This is a genomic window from Nocardiopsis sp. CC223A, assembly GCF_030766825.1.
Taxonomy (GTDB): Bacteria; Actinomycetota; Actinomycetes; order Streptosporangiales; family Streptosporangiaceae; genus Nocardiopsis.
In genome coordinates this window covers 1-16,991 of the sequence record NZ_JASFDV010000081.1, presented here as the reverse complement: position 1 = coordinate 16,991, position 16,991 = coordinate 1, and the positions used below count along the sequence as shown (strand labels likewise).

Below are 16,991 nucleotides of genomic sequence, written 5' to 3'. Positions count from 1 at the left end.
TCTTACACAGGCTCCACAGACCTGACTTCCCGCCAGCCCGGCGGTAGGCCGGTCCGTGGCTTGGTTTTCGCCCCGGACCGGCTCGCCGATCATACAAGACGGTCTTTCGTCCTGGGGGGAATCTCGTCTTTTTGCCCTGCTCCGCAGGGAGTTTGGTTCTTCCCCCGGCTGAAGCCGGGAGTATTCCGAAGGAGCCCCGATGAACACCGATGAGACCGCCCCGGACACCGCGCCCCGCGTCCTGGGCGTGCCCGCCATGGGACTCGTCGTGCTGGTCGGCGTGTCCGGCGCGGGCAAGTCCACCTTCGCCGCCCGCCACTTCAAGCCCACCGAGGTCATCTCCTCCGACTTCTGCCGCGGGCTGGTCAGCGACGACGAGAACGACCAGGGCGCCACCGCCGACGCCTTCGCCCTGCTGAACACCGTCCTGGACATCCGGCTGCGTCGCGGCCTGCTCACCGTGGTGGACGCCACCAACGTGCAGTCCAAGGCGCGCGCCGAACTCCTGGCCGTCGCCAAGGCCAACAACGTGCTGTCCACCGCGATCGTCCTCGACGTGCCCGAGGCCCTGGCGAAGGAACGCAACCGGACCCGGCCCGACCGGGACTTCGGCGACCACGTCATCCCCCGGCAGCGCCGGGACCTGCGCCGAAGCCTCAAGTACCTGCGCAAGGAGGGGTTCCGCAAGGTCCACGTCCTCAACGGCCCCGAGGAGATCGACGCCGCCGTCATCGAGCGCGAACGCGCCTGGCCCGACAAGCGCGAGCTCACCGGCCCCTTCGACATCATCGGCGACGTCCACGGCTGCCGCGAGGAACTGGAGGAGCTGCTCACCTCCCTCGGCTACGGGCTCACCCGGGACGAACAGGGCAGGGCCGTCGGCGCCCGCCACCCGCAGGGCCGCACCGCCGTGTTCGTCGGCGACCTCGTGGACCGGGGCCCCGACACCCCCGGCGTGCTGCGCCTGGCCATGGGCATGGTCCGCGACGGCGACGCCCTCTGCGTACCGGGCAACCACGAGAACAAGCTGATCCGGGCGCTGCGCGGCGTCAAGGTCACCACCACCCACGGGCTCGCCGAGTCCCTGGAGCAGCTGGGCCGGGAGAGCGAGGAGTTCCGCAAGGAGGTCCTCGACTTCTGCGACGGACTGGTCAGCCACCTGATCCTCGACGAGGGCAGGCTGGTGGTCGCGCACGCCGGGCTCAAGGAGGCCTACCACGGGCGCGCCTCCGGCCGGGTGCGCTCCTTCGCGCTGTACGGCGACACCACCGGCGAGACCGACGAGTACGGGCTGCCGGTCCGCCTGCCCTGGGCCCGCGACTACCGGGGCAGGGCGGCCGTCGTGTACGGCCACACCCCCGTGCTCAAGGCCGAGTGGGTCAACAACACCCTGTGCCTGGACACCGGCTGCGTGTTCGGCGGGAAGCTGACCGCGCTGCGCTACCCCGAGCGCGAGATCGTCGACGTCGACGCGCACGAGACCTGGTACGAGCCGGTACGGCCGATGGGCGGCGAGGCCCCCGCGCAGGCGGAGGGCGGGGACCGCTCCGACACCGTCGTGGACATCACCGACGTGGGCATCGGCGACCACCACCCCGGCCTGTTCGTCGAGACGGAGTTCGGGACCGTCCGCACCGACGGCGCGTCCACCCTGGGCGCCCTGGAGGTGATGAGCCGGTTCTCCGTCGACCCGCGGTGGCTGCTGTACCTGCCGCCGACCATGGCCCCGGCGCCCACCGCCGCCGCACCCGGCCACCTGGAACACCCCGACGAGGCCTTCTCCTGGTACCGCGCCGCCGGCGTCGGGCAGGTCGTGTGCGAGGAGAAGCACATGGGCTCGCGCGCCGTCGCCGTGCTGTGCCGCGACGAGGAGGCCGCCGAACGGCGGTTCGCCCCGGGGTCCCTGGGCACGGTGTACACCCGCACCGGGCGGCCGTTCTTCGCCGACCCCGTGCTGCGCGGCGAGGTGGTGGACCGGCTGCGCGCCGCCGTCACCGGCGCCGGGCTGTGGGACCGGCTGGGCACCGACTGGATCGCCCTGGACGGGGAACTGCTGCCCTGGTCGGCCAAGGCCCGCACGCTCATCCGCGACCAGTACGCCTCGGTGGGCGCGGCGGCCCGCGCCGCGCTGCCCGCCGCGGGCGCGGCCCTGGCCGCGGCCGCCGAACGCGGCCTGGACGTGGGCCGCCTGGTGGAGGCGGTCGCGCGCAGCACCGAGCAGATGGAGGGGTTCAGCCGGGTGTACCGGCGCTACTCCTGGGACACCGACGGCGTCGCCGGGCTTCAGTTCGCGCCCTTCGCCGTGCTGGCCTCCGAGGGCCGCGAGTACTCCGACGCCGACCACCTGTGGCACATGGCCACGGCGGAGCGGCTGGCCGAGGCGGACCCGCTGGTGCGCCCCACCCGCTACCGGGTGGTGGACACCACCGACCCGGCCGCCTGCGCCTCCGCCGCCACCTGGTGGCAGGAGATGGTGGACGCCGGGGGCGAGGGCATGGTCGTCAAGCCGCTCCAGGGCGCCCGCGCCACGGGCACCAAGGGGCTGACCCAGCCCGGCCTGAAGGTGCGCGGCCCCGAGTACCTGCGGATCATCTACGGCCACGACTACACCGACCCCGCCCGCCTGGAGGTCCTCAAGGAGCGCAGGCTCGGCGGCAAGCTCGGGCTGGCCATGCGCGAGCACAAGCTGGGGCTGGAGGCCCTGGCCCGGCACGCCCGTCGCGAACCGTTGTGGCGGGTCCATGAACCGGTGTTCGCGGCTCTGGCGCTGGAGACCGAGCCGGTCGACCCGCGTCTCTAGGCCGTGTCCGGCGGGCCGTTCCGGGCCCGCCCGTCGCCCGCCACCGCCCTCGGCGGACGGCCTGACGGCCGCCCCGATCCGGCTCGGCGGTCGGGCGTCCGGCCGTTTCGGCGGATCGTACGAACGGAGGGCGGAGCGGGCCTGGGTGGATCACACCAACCCGGGCCCGCTTCGCCTTCTTTTCATGTCGGCTCTTACCAACGGACACGCAAAAGGGACATGATGTCCCCGCCCTTACTCCCCAGTACCCCCGGAGAGAACGTGTCCCCCACTCGACCACGGCGCCTGATCGCGCCGACGTCCGCCGCGGCCGCGGTGCTCCTGACCGCGGCCCTTGCCTCGGCCCCGGCGGCCGCCGACACCGGCACACCGGTGATCGCCGAGGTCTACGGAGGCGGCGGCAACAGCGGAGCGACGCTGCGCCACGACTTCGTCGAGCTGGGCAACGCCGCAGGCGCCCCGGTCTCCGTCGACGGCTGGAGCGTCCAGTACCTCCCGTCCTCGCCGAAGCCGACCACCAACGTGCAGGTCACCCCGCTGTCCGGGGAGATCCCCGCCGAGGGCCGCTACCTGGTCCGCCACGCCGCGGGCGCCGGGGGAGAGGTCGACCTCCCCGCCCCGGACGCCGCCGGATCGACCAACATGTCGGCCACGGCGGGCACCGTCCTGCTCGTCTCGGGCACCGCGCCCGTCGAGTGCCGTACCGCCGCCGACTGCGCCGCGGACGAGTCCGTCGTCGACATCGTCGGCTACGGCGGCGCCGTCGTCCGCGAGGGGGAGTCCGCCCCCAGGCTCTCCAACACCACCGCGGCCGCCCGCGGCGGCGACCTCGCCGACACCGATGACAACGCCGCCGACTTCACCGCGGGCGAACCCACCCCCGTGAACGCCGCCGGCGAGGGCCCCGACGATGATCCGGGCGAGCCCGGCGGCCCCGACGAGCCCGGCGACCTGCGCATCCACGACATCCAGGGCATCACCCGCACCTCCCCGCACGCCGGTGACACCGTCACCGGGGTGCCCGGTGTGGTCACCGCCGTCAACGCCTTCGGCAGCGCACAGGGCTTCTGGTTCCAGGACACCGAGGGCGACGGCGACCCGCGCACCAGCGAGGGCCTGTTCGTCTTCACCGGCTCCACCACTCCCGGCGTCGCGCCCGGCGACGAGATCCTGGTCTCCGGCCGGGTCAACGAGTACCGGCCCGGCAGCGGGACGCAGACCATCACCCAGATCGACCGCGCGCAGTGGACGGTCCTGTCCACCGGCAACACCGTGCCGGAGTCGGTGGCCCTGGAGGCCGGGGTGATCCCCGAGGAGTACGCCCCCGACCACGGCGGCGACATCACCGACCTGGAGCTGGCGCCCGACGCCTACGCCCTGGACTTCTGGGCCGCCCACGAGCACATGATGGTGCGGGTCGAGGACGCCCCCGTCATCGCCCCCACCGACCGCTACTTCGCGTTCTGGGTCACCGTGGAGCCCGAGCACAACCGCACCGACAACGGCGGCGTGGCCTACGGCTCCTACGACGACCCCAACGCGGGCCGGGTCAAGATCGAGTCCCTGCTCGACCGCGACGTCCACCCGTTCCCCCAGGTCAACGTGGGCGACACCCTCGCCGGGGTGACCGAGGGCCCGGTGTACTACAGCCGGTTCGGCGGCTACCTCGTGCGCGCCACCACCCTGGGCGAGCACGTGGTCGGCGACCTGGAGCGCACCCCCGTCCGGGACACCGCCCGGTACGAGGTCTCCGTCGCCACCTACAACGTCGAGAACCTCGGCGGCCAGGACGACCAGGACAAGTACGACGCGCTGGCCACCGGTATCGTCGAGTACCTCGACTCGCCCGACATCATCGGCCTGGAGGAGATCCAGGACGACAACGGCACGGTGGACGACGGCACCGTCGACCCCGGGGTCACCCTGGACCGCCTGGTCGCGGCCGTCGAGGCACAGGGCGGGCCGGCCTACGAGTGGCGGCAGATCAGCCCCGAGGACAAGCAGGACGGCGGCGTGCCCGGCGGTAACATCCGCAACGCCTTCCTCTTCGACCCGGCCCGCGTGCGGTTCGTGGACCGCCCCGGCGGCGACGCCACCACCGCCGTCGAGGTCGTCGAGGGCGCCCGCGGCGCCGAACTGTCGGTGTCCCCGGGACGCATCGAACCCGAGGACGCGGCCTGGGACGACAGCCGAAAGCCGCTGGTCGGGCACTTCCGCGCGCTCAACCGCGACCTCTACGTGGTGACCAACCACTTCGGGTCCAAGGGCGGCGACCAGTCGCTGCACGGCGTCATGCAGCCGCCCCACCGCAGCAGCGAGGAGCAGCGCCACGCCCAGGCCGAGCTGGTGGCCGACTTCGCCGACGAGCTGCTGGCCGTGGACCCCGACGCGAACCTGGTGGTCATGGGCGACCTCAACGACTTCCAGTTCTCCCGGACCCTGGACATCCTCACCGGTGACGGCCCGCTGTACAACCCGATGATGGACCTGCCCGCCGGGGAGCGCTACAACTACGTGTACGACGGCAACTCCCAGGCCCTGGACCACATCCTGGTCAACCAGGCGATCGCCGGTCGCGTGGACTACCAGGTCGTGCGGATCAACTCCGAGTTCCACGACCAGGTCAGCGACCACGACCCGCAGGTGCTGTGGCTGGACACCCGCCGCTCCACCCCGCCGGGCCGCCCCTGACCGGACCCGCGCCCCGCGCCCCGGCGGCACCCGCCGCCCGGGCGCGGGGGCACCTCCCGGTCCCCGCGCGCCCCGGCCGCCCGGGAACCTATGCTGGTGGGCATCCGCCTCACGGCGGGAGCTCCTCACCAGCCAGGGAAGTGAAGATGAACGTACTGCTCACCGGCGGGGCCGGGTACATCGGCTCGCACACCGCGGTCGAACTCCTGGAGGCCGGACACCGGGTCGTCGTCCTGGACAACCTGGTGAACAGCCACGCCGAGTCCCTGCGCCGGGTCGAGCGGATCACCGGGCACGCGCCCGTGCTGGAGACCGGCGACTGCACCGACCGGGCTACCGTCTCCCGCGTCCTGGCCGAGCACGACATCGACGCCGTCGTCCACACGGCCGGCCTCAAGGCCGTCGGGGAATCCGTCGCCCAGCCCCTGCGCTACTACCGCAACAACATCGACGCCCTCCTCTCCCTGGTCGAGGCCATGGACGCGCAGGGCGTCCGCGACCTGGTCTTCAGCTCCTCGGCCACGGTCTACGGCGACCCCGAGACGGTGCCCATCCCCGAGGACGCCGCGCTCAGCGCCACCAACCCCTACGGCGCCACCAAGCTGTTCGGCGAGCGCATCCTGACGGACCTGGCCGCCGCCGACCCCCGTTGGCGCATCGTCTCCCTGCGCTACTTCAACCCCGTCGGGGCCCACCCCAGCGGCCTGATCGGCGAGGACCCGCAGGGGACCCCCAACAACCTGCTGCCCTACATCGCCCAGGTCGCCGCGGGCCGCCGCGAGTTCCTCCGGGTGTTCGGCGACGACTACGACACCGCCGACGGCACCGGCGTCCGCGACTACCTGCACGTCGTCGACCTGGCCCGCGGCCACCTGGCCGCGCTGGAGCACCTGGCGGACGCGCCCGGCCACCGGGTGTACAACCTCGGCAGCGGCAAGGGGCACTCGGTCCTGGAGTGCCTGCGCGCGTTCGAGCGGGCCGTGGGCCGCCCCCTGCCCTACAAGGTGATGGACCGCCGCCCCGGCGACATCGCCGTCTGCTCGGCCGACCCCTCCGCCGCCGCCCGCGACCTGGGCTGGAAGGCCGCCCGCGACCTGGACGAGGCCTGCGCCGACGCCTGGCGCTGGCAGTCGGCCAACCCGCGCGGGTTCGCGGGCTGAGCCCGACCGCGCACCCGCCGGACACGGGGTGCGCCGGGGCGTGTCCAGCGGATGCCGTGCGTCACAAGAAGGGGGACCGCGCCGTAGGCGTCCGTTGCGGGTGGCGACGGGTGGCGGTCCCGGGGCGTTCACCGCAAGGCCGGGGAAGGAGCCGGGGCGGGGTTCCCCGTCGACCGATGAGAACGCGACGGGGGACGGTTCGGGGCGTCGCGCAGCAGGGCGAGTATCCACCGGACACGCCCTAGACTGGGCGTATCCCTGAACTCCTGCGGAAGGTCCTCCGTCGTGTCCGTTGGTGCTGACAGCACGTTCGACACCGTCCTCGTCGTGGACTTCGGCGCGCAGTACGCGCAGCTGATCGCCCGGCGGGTGCGCGAAGCTCACGTGCACAGCGAGATCGTGCCCTCGACCATGCCCGTGGAGGAGATGCTCGCCAAGAAGCCGAAGGCGATCATCCTCTCCGGCGGTCCCTCCTCGGTGTACGCCGAGGGGGCGCCCAACGTCGGGGCCGAACTCTTCGAGACCGGCGTCCCGACCTTCGGTATCTGCTACGGCTTCCAGGCCATGACCCGCGCCCTGGGCGGGACGGTCGACAAGACCGACCTGAGCGAGTTCGGCCGCACCGAGCTCAGGGTGACCGCCGGGGACTCCCTGCTGTTCACCGGGCTGCCCGCCGAGCAGCCGGTGTGGATGTCCCACGGCGACTCGGTGATCGAGGCCCCCGCCGGCTTCCGCGCCGTCGCCACCACCGCGGGCGCCCCGGTGGCCGCGTTCGAGGACACCGACCGCCGCCTCTTCGGCGTCCAGTTCCACCCCGAGGTCCTGCACAGCGAGCACGGCCAGGAGGTGCTGCGCCGCTTCCTGTACGAGGGTGCGGGCTGCCGCCCCACCTGGACGATGCTGAACATCGTCGACGAGCAGGTCTCCCGGGTCCGCGAGCAGATCGGCGACAAGCAGGTCATCTGCGGCCTCAGCGGCGGCGTCGACTCCGCGGTGGCGGGCGCCCTGGTGCAGCGCGCCGTCGGCGACCAGCTGACCTGTGTGTTCGTCGACCACGGCCTGCTGCGCAAGGGCGAGGCCGAACAGGTCGAGAAGGACTTCGTGGCGATCACCGGCGCCAGGCTCAAGGTCGTGGACGCCGAGGAGCGCTTCCTGACCGCGCTGGCCGGGGTGACCGACCCCGAGGAGAAGCGCAAGATCATCGGCCGCGAGTTCATCCGCGTCTTCGAGCAGGCGGCCCGCGAGGTCGTCGCCGAGAGCGGCGAGTCCGGCGGCGAGGTCGAGTTCCTGGTGCAGGGCACCCTGTACCCGGACGTGGTGGAGTCCGGCGGCGGCACCGGCACCGCCAACATCAAGTCCCACCACAACGTGGGCGGCCTGCCCGACGACCTCCAGTTCACCCTGGTGGAGCCGCTGCGCGAACTGTTCAAGGACGAGGTCCGCAAGGTCGGCGAGGAACTGGGCCTGCCCCCGGAGATGGTCTGGCGCCAGCCGTTCCCCGGCCCGGGCCTGGGCATCCGCATCATCGGCGAGGTCACCCGCGAGCGCCTGGACATCCTGCGCGAGGCCGACGCCATCGCCCGCGAGGAGCTGTCCCACGCCGGGCTGGACCGCGAGATCTGGCAGTGCCCGGTGGTGCTGCTCGCCGACGTCCGCTCGGTCGGCGTCCAGGGCGACGGCCGCACCTACGGCCACCCCGTGGTGCTGCGCCCGGTCAGCAGCGAGGACGCGATGACCGCCGACTGGTCGCGCGTGCCCTACGACGTGCTGGCCAAGATCTCCAACCGGATCACCAACGAGGTCCGCGAGATCAACCGGGTGACGCTCGACGTCACCAGCAAGCCCCCGGGCACCATCGAGTGGGAGTAGGTGCTCCCGGCGTCCACGCGTGAGGGGACCGGCCGTGGGCCGGTCCTCTTCGTGTTCCTGTGGGTCTTGCCCGGTCCCGGGCCGTCCGTGGTCGCTCTTCGCGGGAGGGCTTGCGGTCGTGGTCCGGTCGTCGTGGCCGGTGTTCTCGGCGGGCGGGTGTCCTCGGTCCGGTCGTGGGCCGGTCCTCTTCGTGTTCCTGTGGGTCTTGCCCGGTCCCGGGCCGTCCGTGGTCGCCCTTCGCGGGAGGGCCTGCGGTCGTGGGCCGGTCGTCGTGGCCGGTGCCCTCGGTCCCGCCGTCGGCCTCGCCCTAGCCGCCGACGCTGCTCAGTCGGCGTCCCGGAGGAAGATCTCGACGGGCTCGGCGAACCGCTCGTGGCGGAACAGCAGGACCTCGGGGTACTCGCCGACGTGGAGGGTGAACACCACGATCCCGTTGGCGGTCTCGCCCGGCCGGACGGTCTCCCACAGGGAGGCCCGCTCCTCGACCCGGCTGGGCCGGTCCGCGACGACCTCCTGCTGTAGCTCGGTCCGCACACCCTGGGCCTCGTGGTCCAGCAGCACGGGCGCGTCGCTCAGGTTGGTGAAGTCCACGTCGAGCACGCAGTAGTGCCCGTTCGCCTGCACCTGGACCTCGCGGCTGGGGATGGTCGTCTGGTCGCACTCGACATCGAGTACTTCCACACGGGCCAGGCCATCGGCGCTGGTGCCCTCCATGGGCCCGCTGCCGGGGGTCGGCGGGTCGGCGGTGTCCTCGTCCCCGGGCCCCTCGGCGTCCCCTTCCTCGGGGACGGTGGAGGTGTCGGGCTGCTCCGTCCGCGGAGCGGGCGGGGAGTCGTCGTCGCCCAGGTCGGCCACCACGTACAGCACCGCCAGCAGCGTCAGGACCAGGGCCACGGCGGCGGCCGCGGCGATGATGACCAGCCCGCGCCGGTTGGCCGGGCCGGTCGGCCGGTGCGGGGGCGGCGGCACCGGCGGCACGTACGGCTGCGGGCCCGGACGCGGCGCCTGCCGGTCGGCGGGCGGCACGATCGGGACCGCCCCGGTGGAGGCCGGGTGCTGGGCGGGCGGCGGCCCGACCGGGCCACCGGCCTGCGGGTGCGGGGGCGGCGGTCCCTGCGGCGGATGCCCGCCGCCGGGGTGCCCCGGGGCCGGGCGCACGAACGTGCCGCTCTGGTGCGGGTTGGCCTGCGGCACGGGCGGGGCGGCGGGCGGTGCCTGGTAGGCGCCGGGCGCCGGGTGGCGCATGCCGGCCATGGTCTGGTGGGCGCCCTGCGGCGGCCCGTGCGGCATCGGCGGGGGCAGATTGGGCCGCCACGACTGGTGCAGCGCGTGCGACACCATGTCGTTGGGGTTGGAGGTGTCCTCGCCGCCCGCCAGCTCCAGGAGCAGGTCCTGGGCGGTGGGCCGCCGGTTGGGGTCCTTGTCCAGGGCCCGCAGCACCAGCCGGTCCAGGGGGCTGTCGAGGTTGCCGATCTGGGGTTCGGCGAACAGCACCCGCTTGCCCAGCGTCATGGCGTCGCCGTTGCCGAAGGGGTGGGTGCCGTTGCCCGCGAACGCGACCAGGCACCCCCAGGCGAAGATGTCCGCCTTGGTGGTGACCTGCTCTTCCAGCAGCTGCTCGGGCGCCATCCAGCCCGGACTGCCCATGACGATGCCCGTCTGGGTGTGGTTGGTGGCGGTGTTCATGGCCCGGGCGATACCGAAGTCGATCACGCGCGGACCCGACAGCGACAGCAGCACGTTGGCGGGCTTCAGGTCGCGGTGCACCAGGCCGGTGCGGTGGATCGCGGCGAGCGCGGCGGCCACGCCCAAGGCGAACCCGTGCAGGGTGGAGGAGTCCAGGGGACCGTTCTGGGCGATGTGCTCGGCCAGCGCGGTGCCCGCGATGTACTCGGTCACCATGTACGGCCGGTTCTCGAACGTGCCGTGGTCGAGGACCTTCGCGGTGCAGAAGGAGGCGACCTTGCGGGCGTTTTCCATCTCGTCGCGGAACCGCGCCCGGGTCGCCTCGTCGAAGGCGAGTTCGGGGCGGATGACCTTGATCGCTACCTGGTTGTTCCGGTCCGGCATGCTGCCGAGGTAGACGGTGCCCATGCCGCCGCTGCCCAGCTTCCCGGACAGCACGTAGGGACCGATGGTGGCCGGATCTCCGGCGCCCAGCGGTTCCAGGTTCTTCGGGAGCCCATCCGACGGCAAGTAGCCCTCCCCGACGGTGTCCAAACTCCGCCTTGCCCCAAGGTAGCGGTGTTTGTGCCCTGATTCCCACTCACGGACCGCATCGGTCCGGTTCGCGGAAGGGCGGTGACTGACATGACAATGGTGACGATCCCCGAACCGTGCCCTTGGTTCCCGTTTCCGCCCGAACATCGTGTTCGTCTCACGGAGCAGGGGTGAACACAGCGGTTCCCCTGCGGGGATGTGCGTTCACGCAAGGTGGGGGTTCCTTTACGATTGGAGACTCGTGACAGTAGATACCACCGTAACCGTGCGGGTTCCCGCGAAGGTCAACCTCCAGTTGGCGGTAGGGCCCGCACGTGAGGACGGGTTCCACGACCTCGTCAACGTTTTCCACGCGGTCTCGCTTTTCGATGAGGTTACCGTTCGGGAGGCGGGACCGCGCAGTGGGCGACCCGACGGTAGCACCTCGCCGGACGGGGGGACGCTCCTCGCCGAACTGACGGCGAACGGCCGTTCGGTCTCCCATCTGTCACGTGTGCCGCTGGACGCCTCGAACCTCGCCGCGGGCGCCGCCGACCTGTTGGGCCGGGAGACCGGCCGGGGCCGCCCGGTGCGCATCCATCTGGAGAAGCGCATCCCGGTGGCGGGCGGGATGGCCGGCGGCAGCGCCGACGCGGCGGCCGCCCTGGTCGCCTGTGACCGGCTGTGGCAGACCGGCCTGCCCCGTGAAGACCTGCTGCGGTTGGCCGCGGTGCTCGGCAGTGACGTGGCCTTTCCCCTGGTGGGAGGCACCGCGGTGGGCCGGGGGCGGGGCGAGATCCTGGAGCCGGTGGCCAGCCCCGGCCGGTACCGCTGGGTGTTCGCACTGTCCCCGCACGGGCTGTCCACGGGCGCGGTGTTCGCCGAGTACGACCGGCTGCGGCCCGACGCGCCCGCCCCGGAGCTGAGCACGGCCCTGCGGGACGCGCTGGCCGCTGCGGACCCCGCGGCCCTGGGCCGGGCGTTGGCCAACGACCTCCAGGAGGCGGCGCTGTCGCTGCTGCCGGAGCTGGAGCGCACGCTCAAGACGGGCGCGTCGGCCGGGGCGCTGGGTGCTCTGGTGTCCGGATCCGGTCCGACCTGCGCGTTCCTGGTGGGCGGCGGCGCCGAGGAGTCGTCGGTGGTCGCCGAGCGGGAGGCCGCGGTGGTGGCCTCGCTGGAGGCGAGCGGGTTGTGCGAGCAGATCGTGCGGGCCGACGGGGACGTCCCCGGCACGGTCTTCGTGTGACGTAAATCACTGACGGTTTCCGGGTGAGGGACCCCGATCCTCGCATTGACCTCAACCTTGGTTGAGATTGAAGACTGGGGTCATGCCGACGACAGCAGCCCTCACCCGTTACGCCGACCTGCCCGCCCTCATCGGTCTGATGGAGGGCGACGAGAAGCACAGTGCCGCCGCGCACTCCACACTCGACGTGGTCTGGGTCCTCTACGACCGGGTCCTGGCCGTCTCGCCCGAGACCGCCGACGACCCCGCCCGGGACCGCTTCCTGCTCTCCAAGGGCCACGGCCCCGCCGCGTTCTACGCCGTCCTGGCCGCCAAGGGCTTCCTCGACGTGTCCGCGCTGCGCGGCTGGACCTCCTTCGGCTCCGCCCTGGGCCACCACCCCGACCGGGTGCTCGTCCCCGGTGTGGAGATCGGCAGCGGCTCGCTCGGCCACGGCCTGCCCCTCGCCCTGGGCACCGCCCTGGGACTGCGCGCCCAGAACGTGCGCCGCCCCGACGGAACCGCGCCCCGCACGGTGGTGCTCGTCGGCGACGGCGAACTCGACGAGGGCAGCAACCACGAGGCCATCGCCGCCGCCGGGCGGCTGGGCGTCGGCTCCCTCACCACCGTGGTCATCGACAACGGGTCGGCCATGCACGGCTGGCCCGGCGGGATCGCGCGCCGCTTCGAGATCGAGGGCTGGGCCACCCGCGAGGTCCAGGGCCGCGACCACGACGCCCTGTACGCCGCGTTCACCCGCCCCTGGGGCGACCGGCCGCTCGCCGTCGTCGCCCGCGTCCGCTCCGCGAACTGACCCGCCGAACCGAGGGAGAAGAACCGTGACCAGCACCACGACCACCACTCGTCCGCAGGCCGCCGCGACCCGGGACATGCGCGAGGCGTTCGCCGCAGCCGTCAACGAGGAGATGGAGAACGACCCCCGCATCGCCGTGGTCCTCGCGGTCATCTCCGCCGGGATGTTCCGCCGGGCCGCCGTCCGCCACCCCGGCCGTGTCATCGACCTGGGCATCCGTGAGCAGGCCATGATCGGCACCGCGGGCGGGCTCGCCCTCACCGGAATGCGGCCGGTGGTGCACACCTATGCGCCCTTCCTGGTGGAGCGCCCCTTCGAGCAGATCAAGCTCGACCTGGGGCACCAGGACGTCGGCGCGGTCCTGGTCAGTGTCGGCGGCTCCTACGACGCCGCCGCGGCGGGCCGCACCCACCAGGCCCCCGGCGACGTCGCCCTGATCGACACCCTGCCCGGCTGGACCGTCCACGTGCCCGGCCACGCCGACGAGGTGCGCGACGCCCTGCGCGACGCCCTTCCCGGCGACGACCGGGTGTACATCCGGCTGGACGGCAGCGCCAACCGCGCCCCCCTGCCGTTCTCCCGGGGCCTGACCGTGGTCCGGCCCGGCTCGACCCGCTCCGCCGGGGTGGTCGTGGCCGTCGGGCCCATGCTCGACCGCACCCTGGAGGCCACCGCCGACCTCGACGTCACCGTCGCCTACACCGCCACCGTGCGCCCCTTCGACCGCGCCGGGCTCAACGCCCTGGTCGCCGCCGCGGGGAACGCCGACGTGATGCTGGTGGAGCCCTACCTCAGGGGCACCTCCGCGCACGAGGTCTCCGAGGCGCTGGCCGACCGCAGGCACCGCCAGCTCTCCCTCGGCGTGCCGAGGGACACGGAGCTGCGCGCCTACGGCACCCCGGCCGACCACGCCCGGGCGCACGGGCTGGACACCCCGGGAATCGCGCGGGCCGCCCGCGACTTCTTCCTGGTGTGAGGGAACGCGCCCGGGCGGGAACCCTGGTGCCCGACGGCATGTGAAATCCTGATATGTAGTGATGCGGACCCGCCCGGGGCCTTGCGTGGTGCGGCCCCGGGCTCCCCTCGTCCGGGCGTCCCCGCGTCCGGCGTGACCCACCGGTGCCGGGGGCCCGTCCCGGGCACCCGGCGGTACCCGGGACAATGGGGACGATGACGAATCTGGTCAACCTTCAGGACGTGTCCCTGGCCTACGGGCCCCTCGTGCTCCTCGACTCGGTGTCACTGGGCGTGGACGAGGGCGAGCGCATCGGCGTGGTCGGCCGCAACGGCGGCGGAAAGTCCACGCTGATCTCCGTGCTGGCCGGGGCCCTGCCCCCCGACTCCGGCCGGGTGGTGCACAACCGCGGTCTGCGCGTGGGCTTCCTGCACCAGCGCGACGACTTCCCCGACACCACCGTCGGCGGGTTCGTGCTGGGCGAGCGGGCCGAACACGAGTGGGCGGGCGACGCCCGCGCCCGCGACATCCTGCGCGGACTGCTCGGCGGCTGGAGCCTGGACACCCCCATGGCGGGGCTGTCCGGCGGCGAGCGCCGCCGCGCCGGGCTGGCCCGGCTGCTGGTCGGCGACCACGACCTCATCGTCCTGGACGAGCCCACCAACCACCTCGACATCGAGGGCATCCACTGGCTCGCCGAGCACCTGCGCGACCGCCCCGAGTCGCTCGTGGTCGTCACCCACGACCGCTGGTTCCTGGACGCCGTCACCACCCGCACCTGGGAGGTGGGGCGCGGCTCCGTCGAGCGCTACGAGGGCGGGTACGCCGCCTACGTGCTGGCCAAGGCCGAGCGCGAGCGCCAGGCCGCGGCCACCGAGGAGCGCCGCCAGAACCTCATGCGCAAGGAGCTGGCCTGGCTGCGCCGCGGCGCACCCGCGCGCACCTCCAAGCCCAAGTTCCGCATCGAGGCGGCCAACCGGCTGATCGCGGACGAGCCGCCGGCCCGCGACACCGTCGAGCTGGTCAAGTTCGCCAGCTCCCGTCTGGGCAAGACCGTCATCGACCTCAAGAACGTGACGGCGACCGTCCCGGGCCGGACCCTGCTGGACCACCTCACCTGGCAGCTCGGCCCCGGCGACCGGGTCGGCCTGGTCGGGGTCAACGGAGCGGGCAAGTCCACGCTGCTCAAGATCCTCGCCGAGGAGCGGGAGCCCGACTCGGGCCACGTCCGCACCGGGCGCACCGTCCGGCTCGCCCACCTGTCGCAGAACGTCACCGAGCTGGACCCCGAGGCGCGACCGCTCCAGGCGGTCATGGACGTGCGCGAGCACGTGACCATCGGCAAGCGCGACTACACCGCCAGTCAGATGCTGGAGCGGTTCGGGTTCCGCGGCGAGCGCCAGTGGACCCCCATCGGCGACCTGTCCGGCGGCGAGCGGCGCCGCCTCCAGCTGCTGCGCCTGCTCATGGACGAGCCCAACGTCCTGCTGCTGGACGAGCCCACCAACGACCTGGACATCGAGACCCTGACCGAGCTGGAGGACCTGCTCGACGGCTGGCCCGGCTCCCTGGTGCTGGTCTCCCACGACCGGTACTTCCTGGAGCGGATCACCGACCGGGTGCTCGCGCTCATGGGCGACGGTTCCCTGGCGTTCCTGCCCGGCGGCGTGGACGAGTACCTGGAGCGCCGGGCCGGCGCCCTGGGAGAGGTCGCGGTGCCCACCGCGGGCGGGGCCGCGGCCCCCGCCGCCGAGCCCGAGCGCCCCGCCGTGTCGGCGGCCGACCGCCGCGCCGCGCAGAAGGAGATGCAGCGCGTCGAGCGGCGGATGGACAAGATCGCCAAGCGCGAGGCGGAACTGCACGAGCAGATGGCGGCCGCCGCCGAGGACTACACCCGGCTCGCCGAGCTCGACGCGGAGGCCAAGGCCCTGGCGGGCGAGAAGGACGAGCTGGAGATGATCTGGCTGGAGCAGGCCGAGCTGGTCGGCGACTGACCCCGTTCGGCGCGGGTCAGCGGCCGTTGGCGCGCAGGGCGGCCACCGCCGACACCGTGGTGTACCCGCGCCACTCCAGCGCGGCGGCGGGGGAGTGGGACGTGAAGTCGACGGTCCACCCGCCGTCGGGGCGCTGCCCCCGTTCCAGGCGGTCGAGGTCGGCGGCGACGGCCCCGGCGTCCAGGTGCTCCCGGATCGGGCGGCCGGGCGCGGCGGCGTAGTCGAGCGGGTGGAGCGTCTCGCCCGCCGCGCCCCCGGCCACGGGGACCCGGCCGTCGGCGGGCACGAACCGGGCCAGGCGGCGCAGCAGCCCGGCGGCCTCGGGGCGGGTGTCCACGACGGCGTCGAGGAACCCCAGCGCGAACGACAGCACATAGGCGAAGGGCGCCTCCTCGATGGCGGCGATCTCCCCGAGGCAGTACTCCGTCGCGGTCGCGAGCCACGGGTGGTCCGCCACCCGGGGGTCCGTCCGGGCCGCACGGTGGGCCTGCGCGGTGACCGCGGCGGTGATCTGCAACGAGGACGCGGCCGGGTCGGCCGACACCCAGAAGGGCGCGCAGGCGGCCGGGTCGGTGACGGGGAGCGCGAACGGCAGCCCGCCGTCGGGCAGGGTCGCCGCGCCCAGCCGGTCCAGCAGCGCCGGGGCGTGCGGGTACGTCGCGGGGGCGGCGTCGGCCATGGCCTCCAGGGCGTGCAGCGCGCCGCCGGGCTGGCTCTCGGGGGAGCGCAGGTCGGGTTCCAGGCCGTGGCCGTGGCCGCCGTCGGGGTTGCGGTAGGCGTCCAGCGCGGCGAGGATCGCGGGGCCGGTGTGCTCGGTGGGGCGGACGAGGTGCTCGAAGCGCCGCCGGTCCAGCAGGCGGGCGTGCCCGGCCATGAAGGCGGTCGCCCGGTCGAGGTCGATGTCCATACCGCCAGCCTGCCGTCCGCGGGCGGCCCGGGTCTTGAACGAAACGGTCACCGCCGGTCCAGTAGCGCCCCCGGCGGCAGCCCGGCCAGCCGCCCGGCCTCGCGGGTGAAGTGCGCCTGGTCGGCGTACCCGGCGGTGGCGGCGGCCTCGCCCAGCGGCGTTCCGGACCGGGCCAGACGCAGGGCGCGCTGGAGGCGGTGGATCGACATGAGGGCCTTGGGTCCGTAGCCGAAGACGCGGTCGCAGGTGCGCCGCAGCGTGCGCTCGGACATCCCGTGCTCCCGCGCGATCGCCTCCGCCGTGGCCGGGGCGCGGGCCGCACGGTCCAGGGAGGCGGCCAGGCGCAGCGCCGCGGGGTCGGGGTCGGCGCGCCGCCA

At 73.4% G+C, this 16,991-nt stretch carries 11 protein-coding genes; 8 read left to right on the top strand and 3 right to left on the bottom strand.

Annotated features, from left to right (window positions below; genetic code table 11):
- Positions 1-199: 199 nt before the first annotated feature.
- The 4 genes from QJS33_RS25240 to guaA all read left to right on the top strand — a co-directional run bounded on the left by QJS33_RS25240 (position 200) and on the right by guaA (position 8,520).
- Entirely contained in the window at positions 200-2,800 is a 2,601-nt protein-coding gene (locus QJS33_RS25240; protein WP_306370563.1) for a polynucleotide kinase-phosphatase, read from the top strand.
- Between the two features lie 261 nt (positions 2,801-3,061).
- Complete coding sequence (locus QJS33_RS25235) at positions 3,062-5,491, top strand: endonuclease/exonuclease/phosphatase family protein (protein ID WP_306370562.1); 2,430 nt, start codon at positions 3,062-3,064, stop codon at positions 5,489-5,491.
- Between the two features lie 146 nt (positions 5,492-5,637).
- Entirely contained in the window at positions 5,638-6,651 is a 1,014-nt protein-coding gene (galE, locus tag QJS33_RS25230) for a UDP-glucose 4-epimerase GalE (RefSeq protein WP_306370561.1), read from the top strand.
- Between the two features lie 285 nt (positions 6,652-6,936).
- The gene (guaA, locus tag QJS33_RS25225; protein WP_306370560.1) at positions 6,937-8,520 is read left to right on the top strand and encodes a glutamine-hydrolyzing GMP synthase; all 1,584 of its coding nucleotides are present in this window, start codon (positions 6,937-6,939) and stop codon (positions 8,518-8,520) included.
- Positions 8,521-8,844: 324 nt separating this feature from the next.
- Here guaA and QJS33_RS25220 read toward each other — a convergent pair whose 3' ends face one another.
- A complete protein-coding gene (locus QJS33_RS25220) occupies positions 8,845-10,716 on the bottom strand; it encodes a serine/threonine-protein kinase (RefSeq protein ID WP_306370559.1) in 1,872 nt (623 codons plus the stop codon).
- Between the two features lie 265 nt (positions 10,717-10,981).
- Here QJS33_RS25220 and QJS33_RS25215 point away from each other — a divergent pair, with 265 nt between their 5' ends.
- The 4 genes from QJS33_RS25215 to QJS33_RS25200 all read left to right on the top strand — a co-directional run bounded on the left by QJS33_RS25215 (position 10,982) and on the right by QJS33_RS25200 (position 15,707).
- Entirely contained in the window at positions 10,982-11,965 is a 984-nt protein-coding gene (locus tag QJS33_RS25215; protein ID WP_306370558.1) for a 4-(cytidine 5'-diphospho)-2-C-methyl-D-erythritol kinase, read from the top strand.
- Positions 11,966-12,047: 82 nt separating this feature from the next.
- The gene (locus tag QJS33_RS25210; RefSeq protein ID WP_306370557.1) at positions 12,048-12,758 is read left to right on the top strand and encodes a thiamine pyrophosphate-dependent enzyme; all 711 of its coding nucleotides are present in this window, start codon (positions 12,048-12,050) and stop codon (positions 12,756-12,758) included.
- A 76-nt stretch (positions 12,759-12,834) separates the two neighbouring features.
- Positions 12,835-13,734: a transketolase family protein gene (locus tag QJS33_RS25205; protein WP_306370576.1), complete on the top strand. Its 900-nt coding sequence runs from the start codon at positions 12,835-12,837 to the stop codon at positions 13,732-13,734.
- 194 nt (positions 13,735-13,928) lie between these two features.
- Entirely contained in the window at positions 13,929-15,707 is a 1,779-nt protein-coding gene (locus tag QJS33_RS25200; protein ID WP_306370556.1) for an ABC-F family ATP-binding cassette domain-containing protein, read from the top strand.
- A 16-nt stretch (positions 15,708-15,723) separates the two neighbouring features.
- On the opposite strand, the gene QJS33_RS25195 is transcribed toward QJS33_RS25200, so the two are convergent.
- Both QJS33_RS25195 and QJS33_RS25190 read right to left on the bottom strand, forming a co-directional pair.
- Complete coding sequence (locus QJS33_RS25195) at positions 15,724-16,614, bottom strand: hypothetical protein (protein ID WP_306370555.1); 891 nt, start codon at positions 16,612-16,614, stop codon at positions 15,724-15,726.
- A 47-nt stretch (positions 16,615-16,661) separates the two neighbouring features.
- Positions 16,662-16,991: helix-turn-helix domain-containing protein (locus QJS33_RS25190; protein ID WP_306370554.1), on the bottom strand; the 330-nt coding region annotated here is incomplete at its 5' end.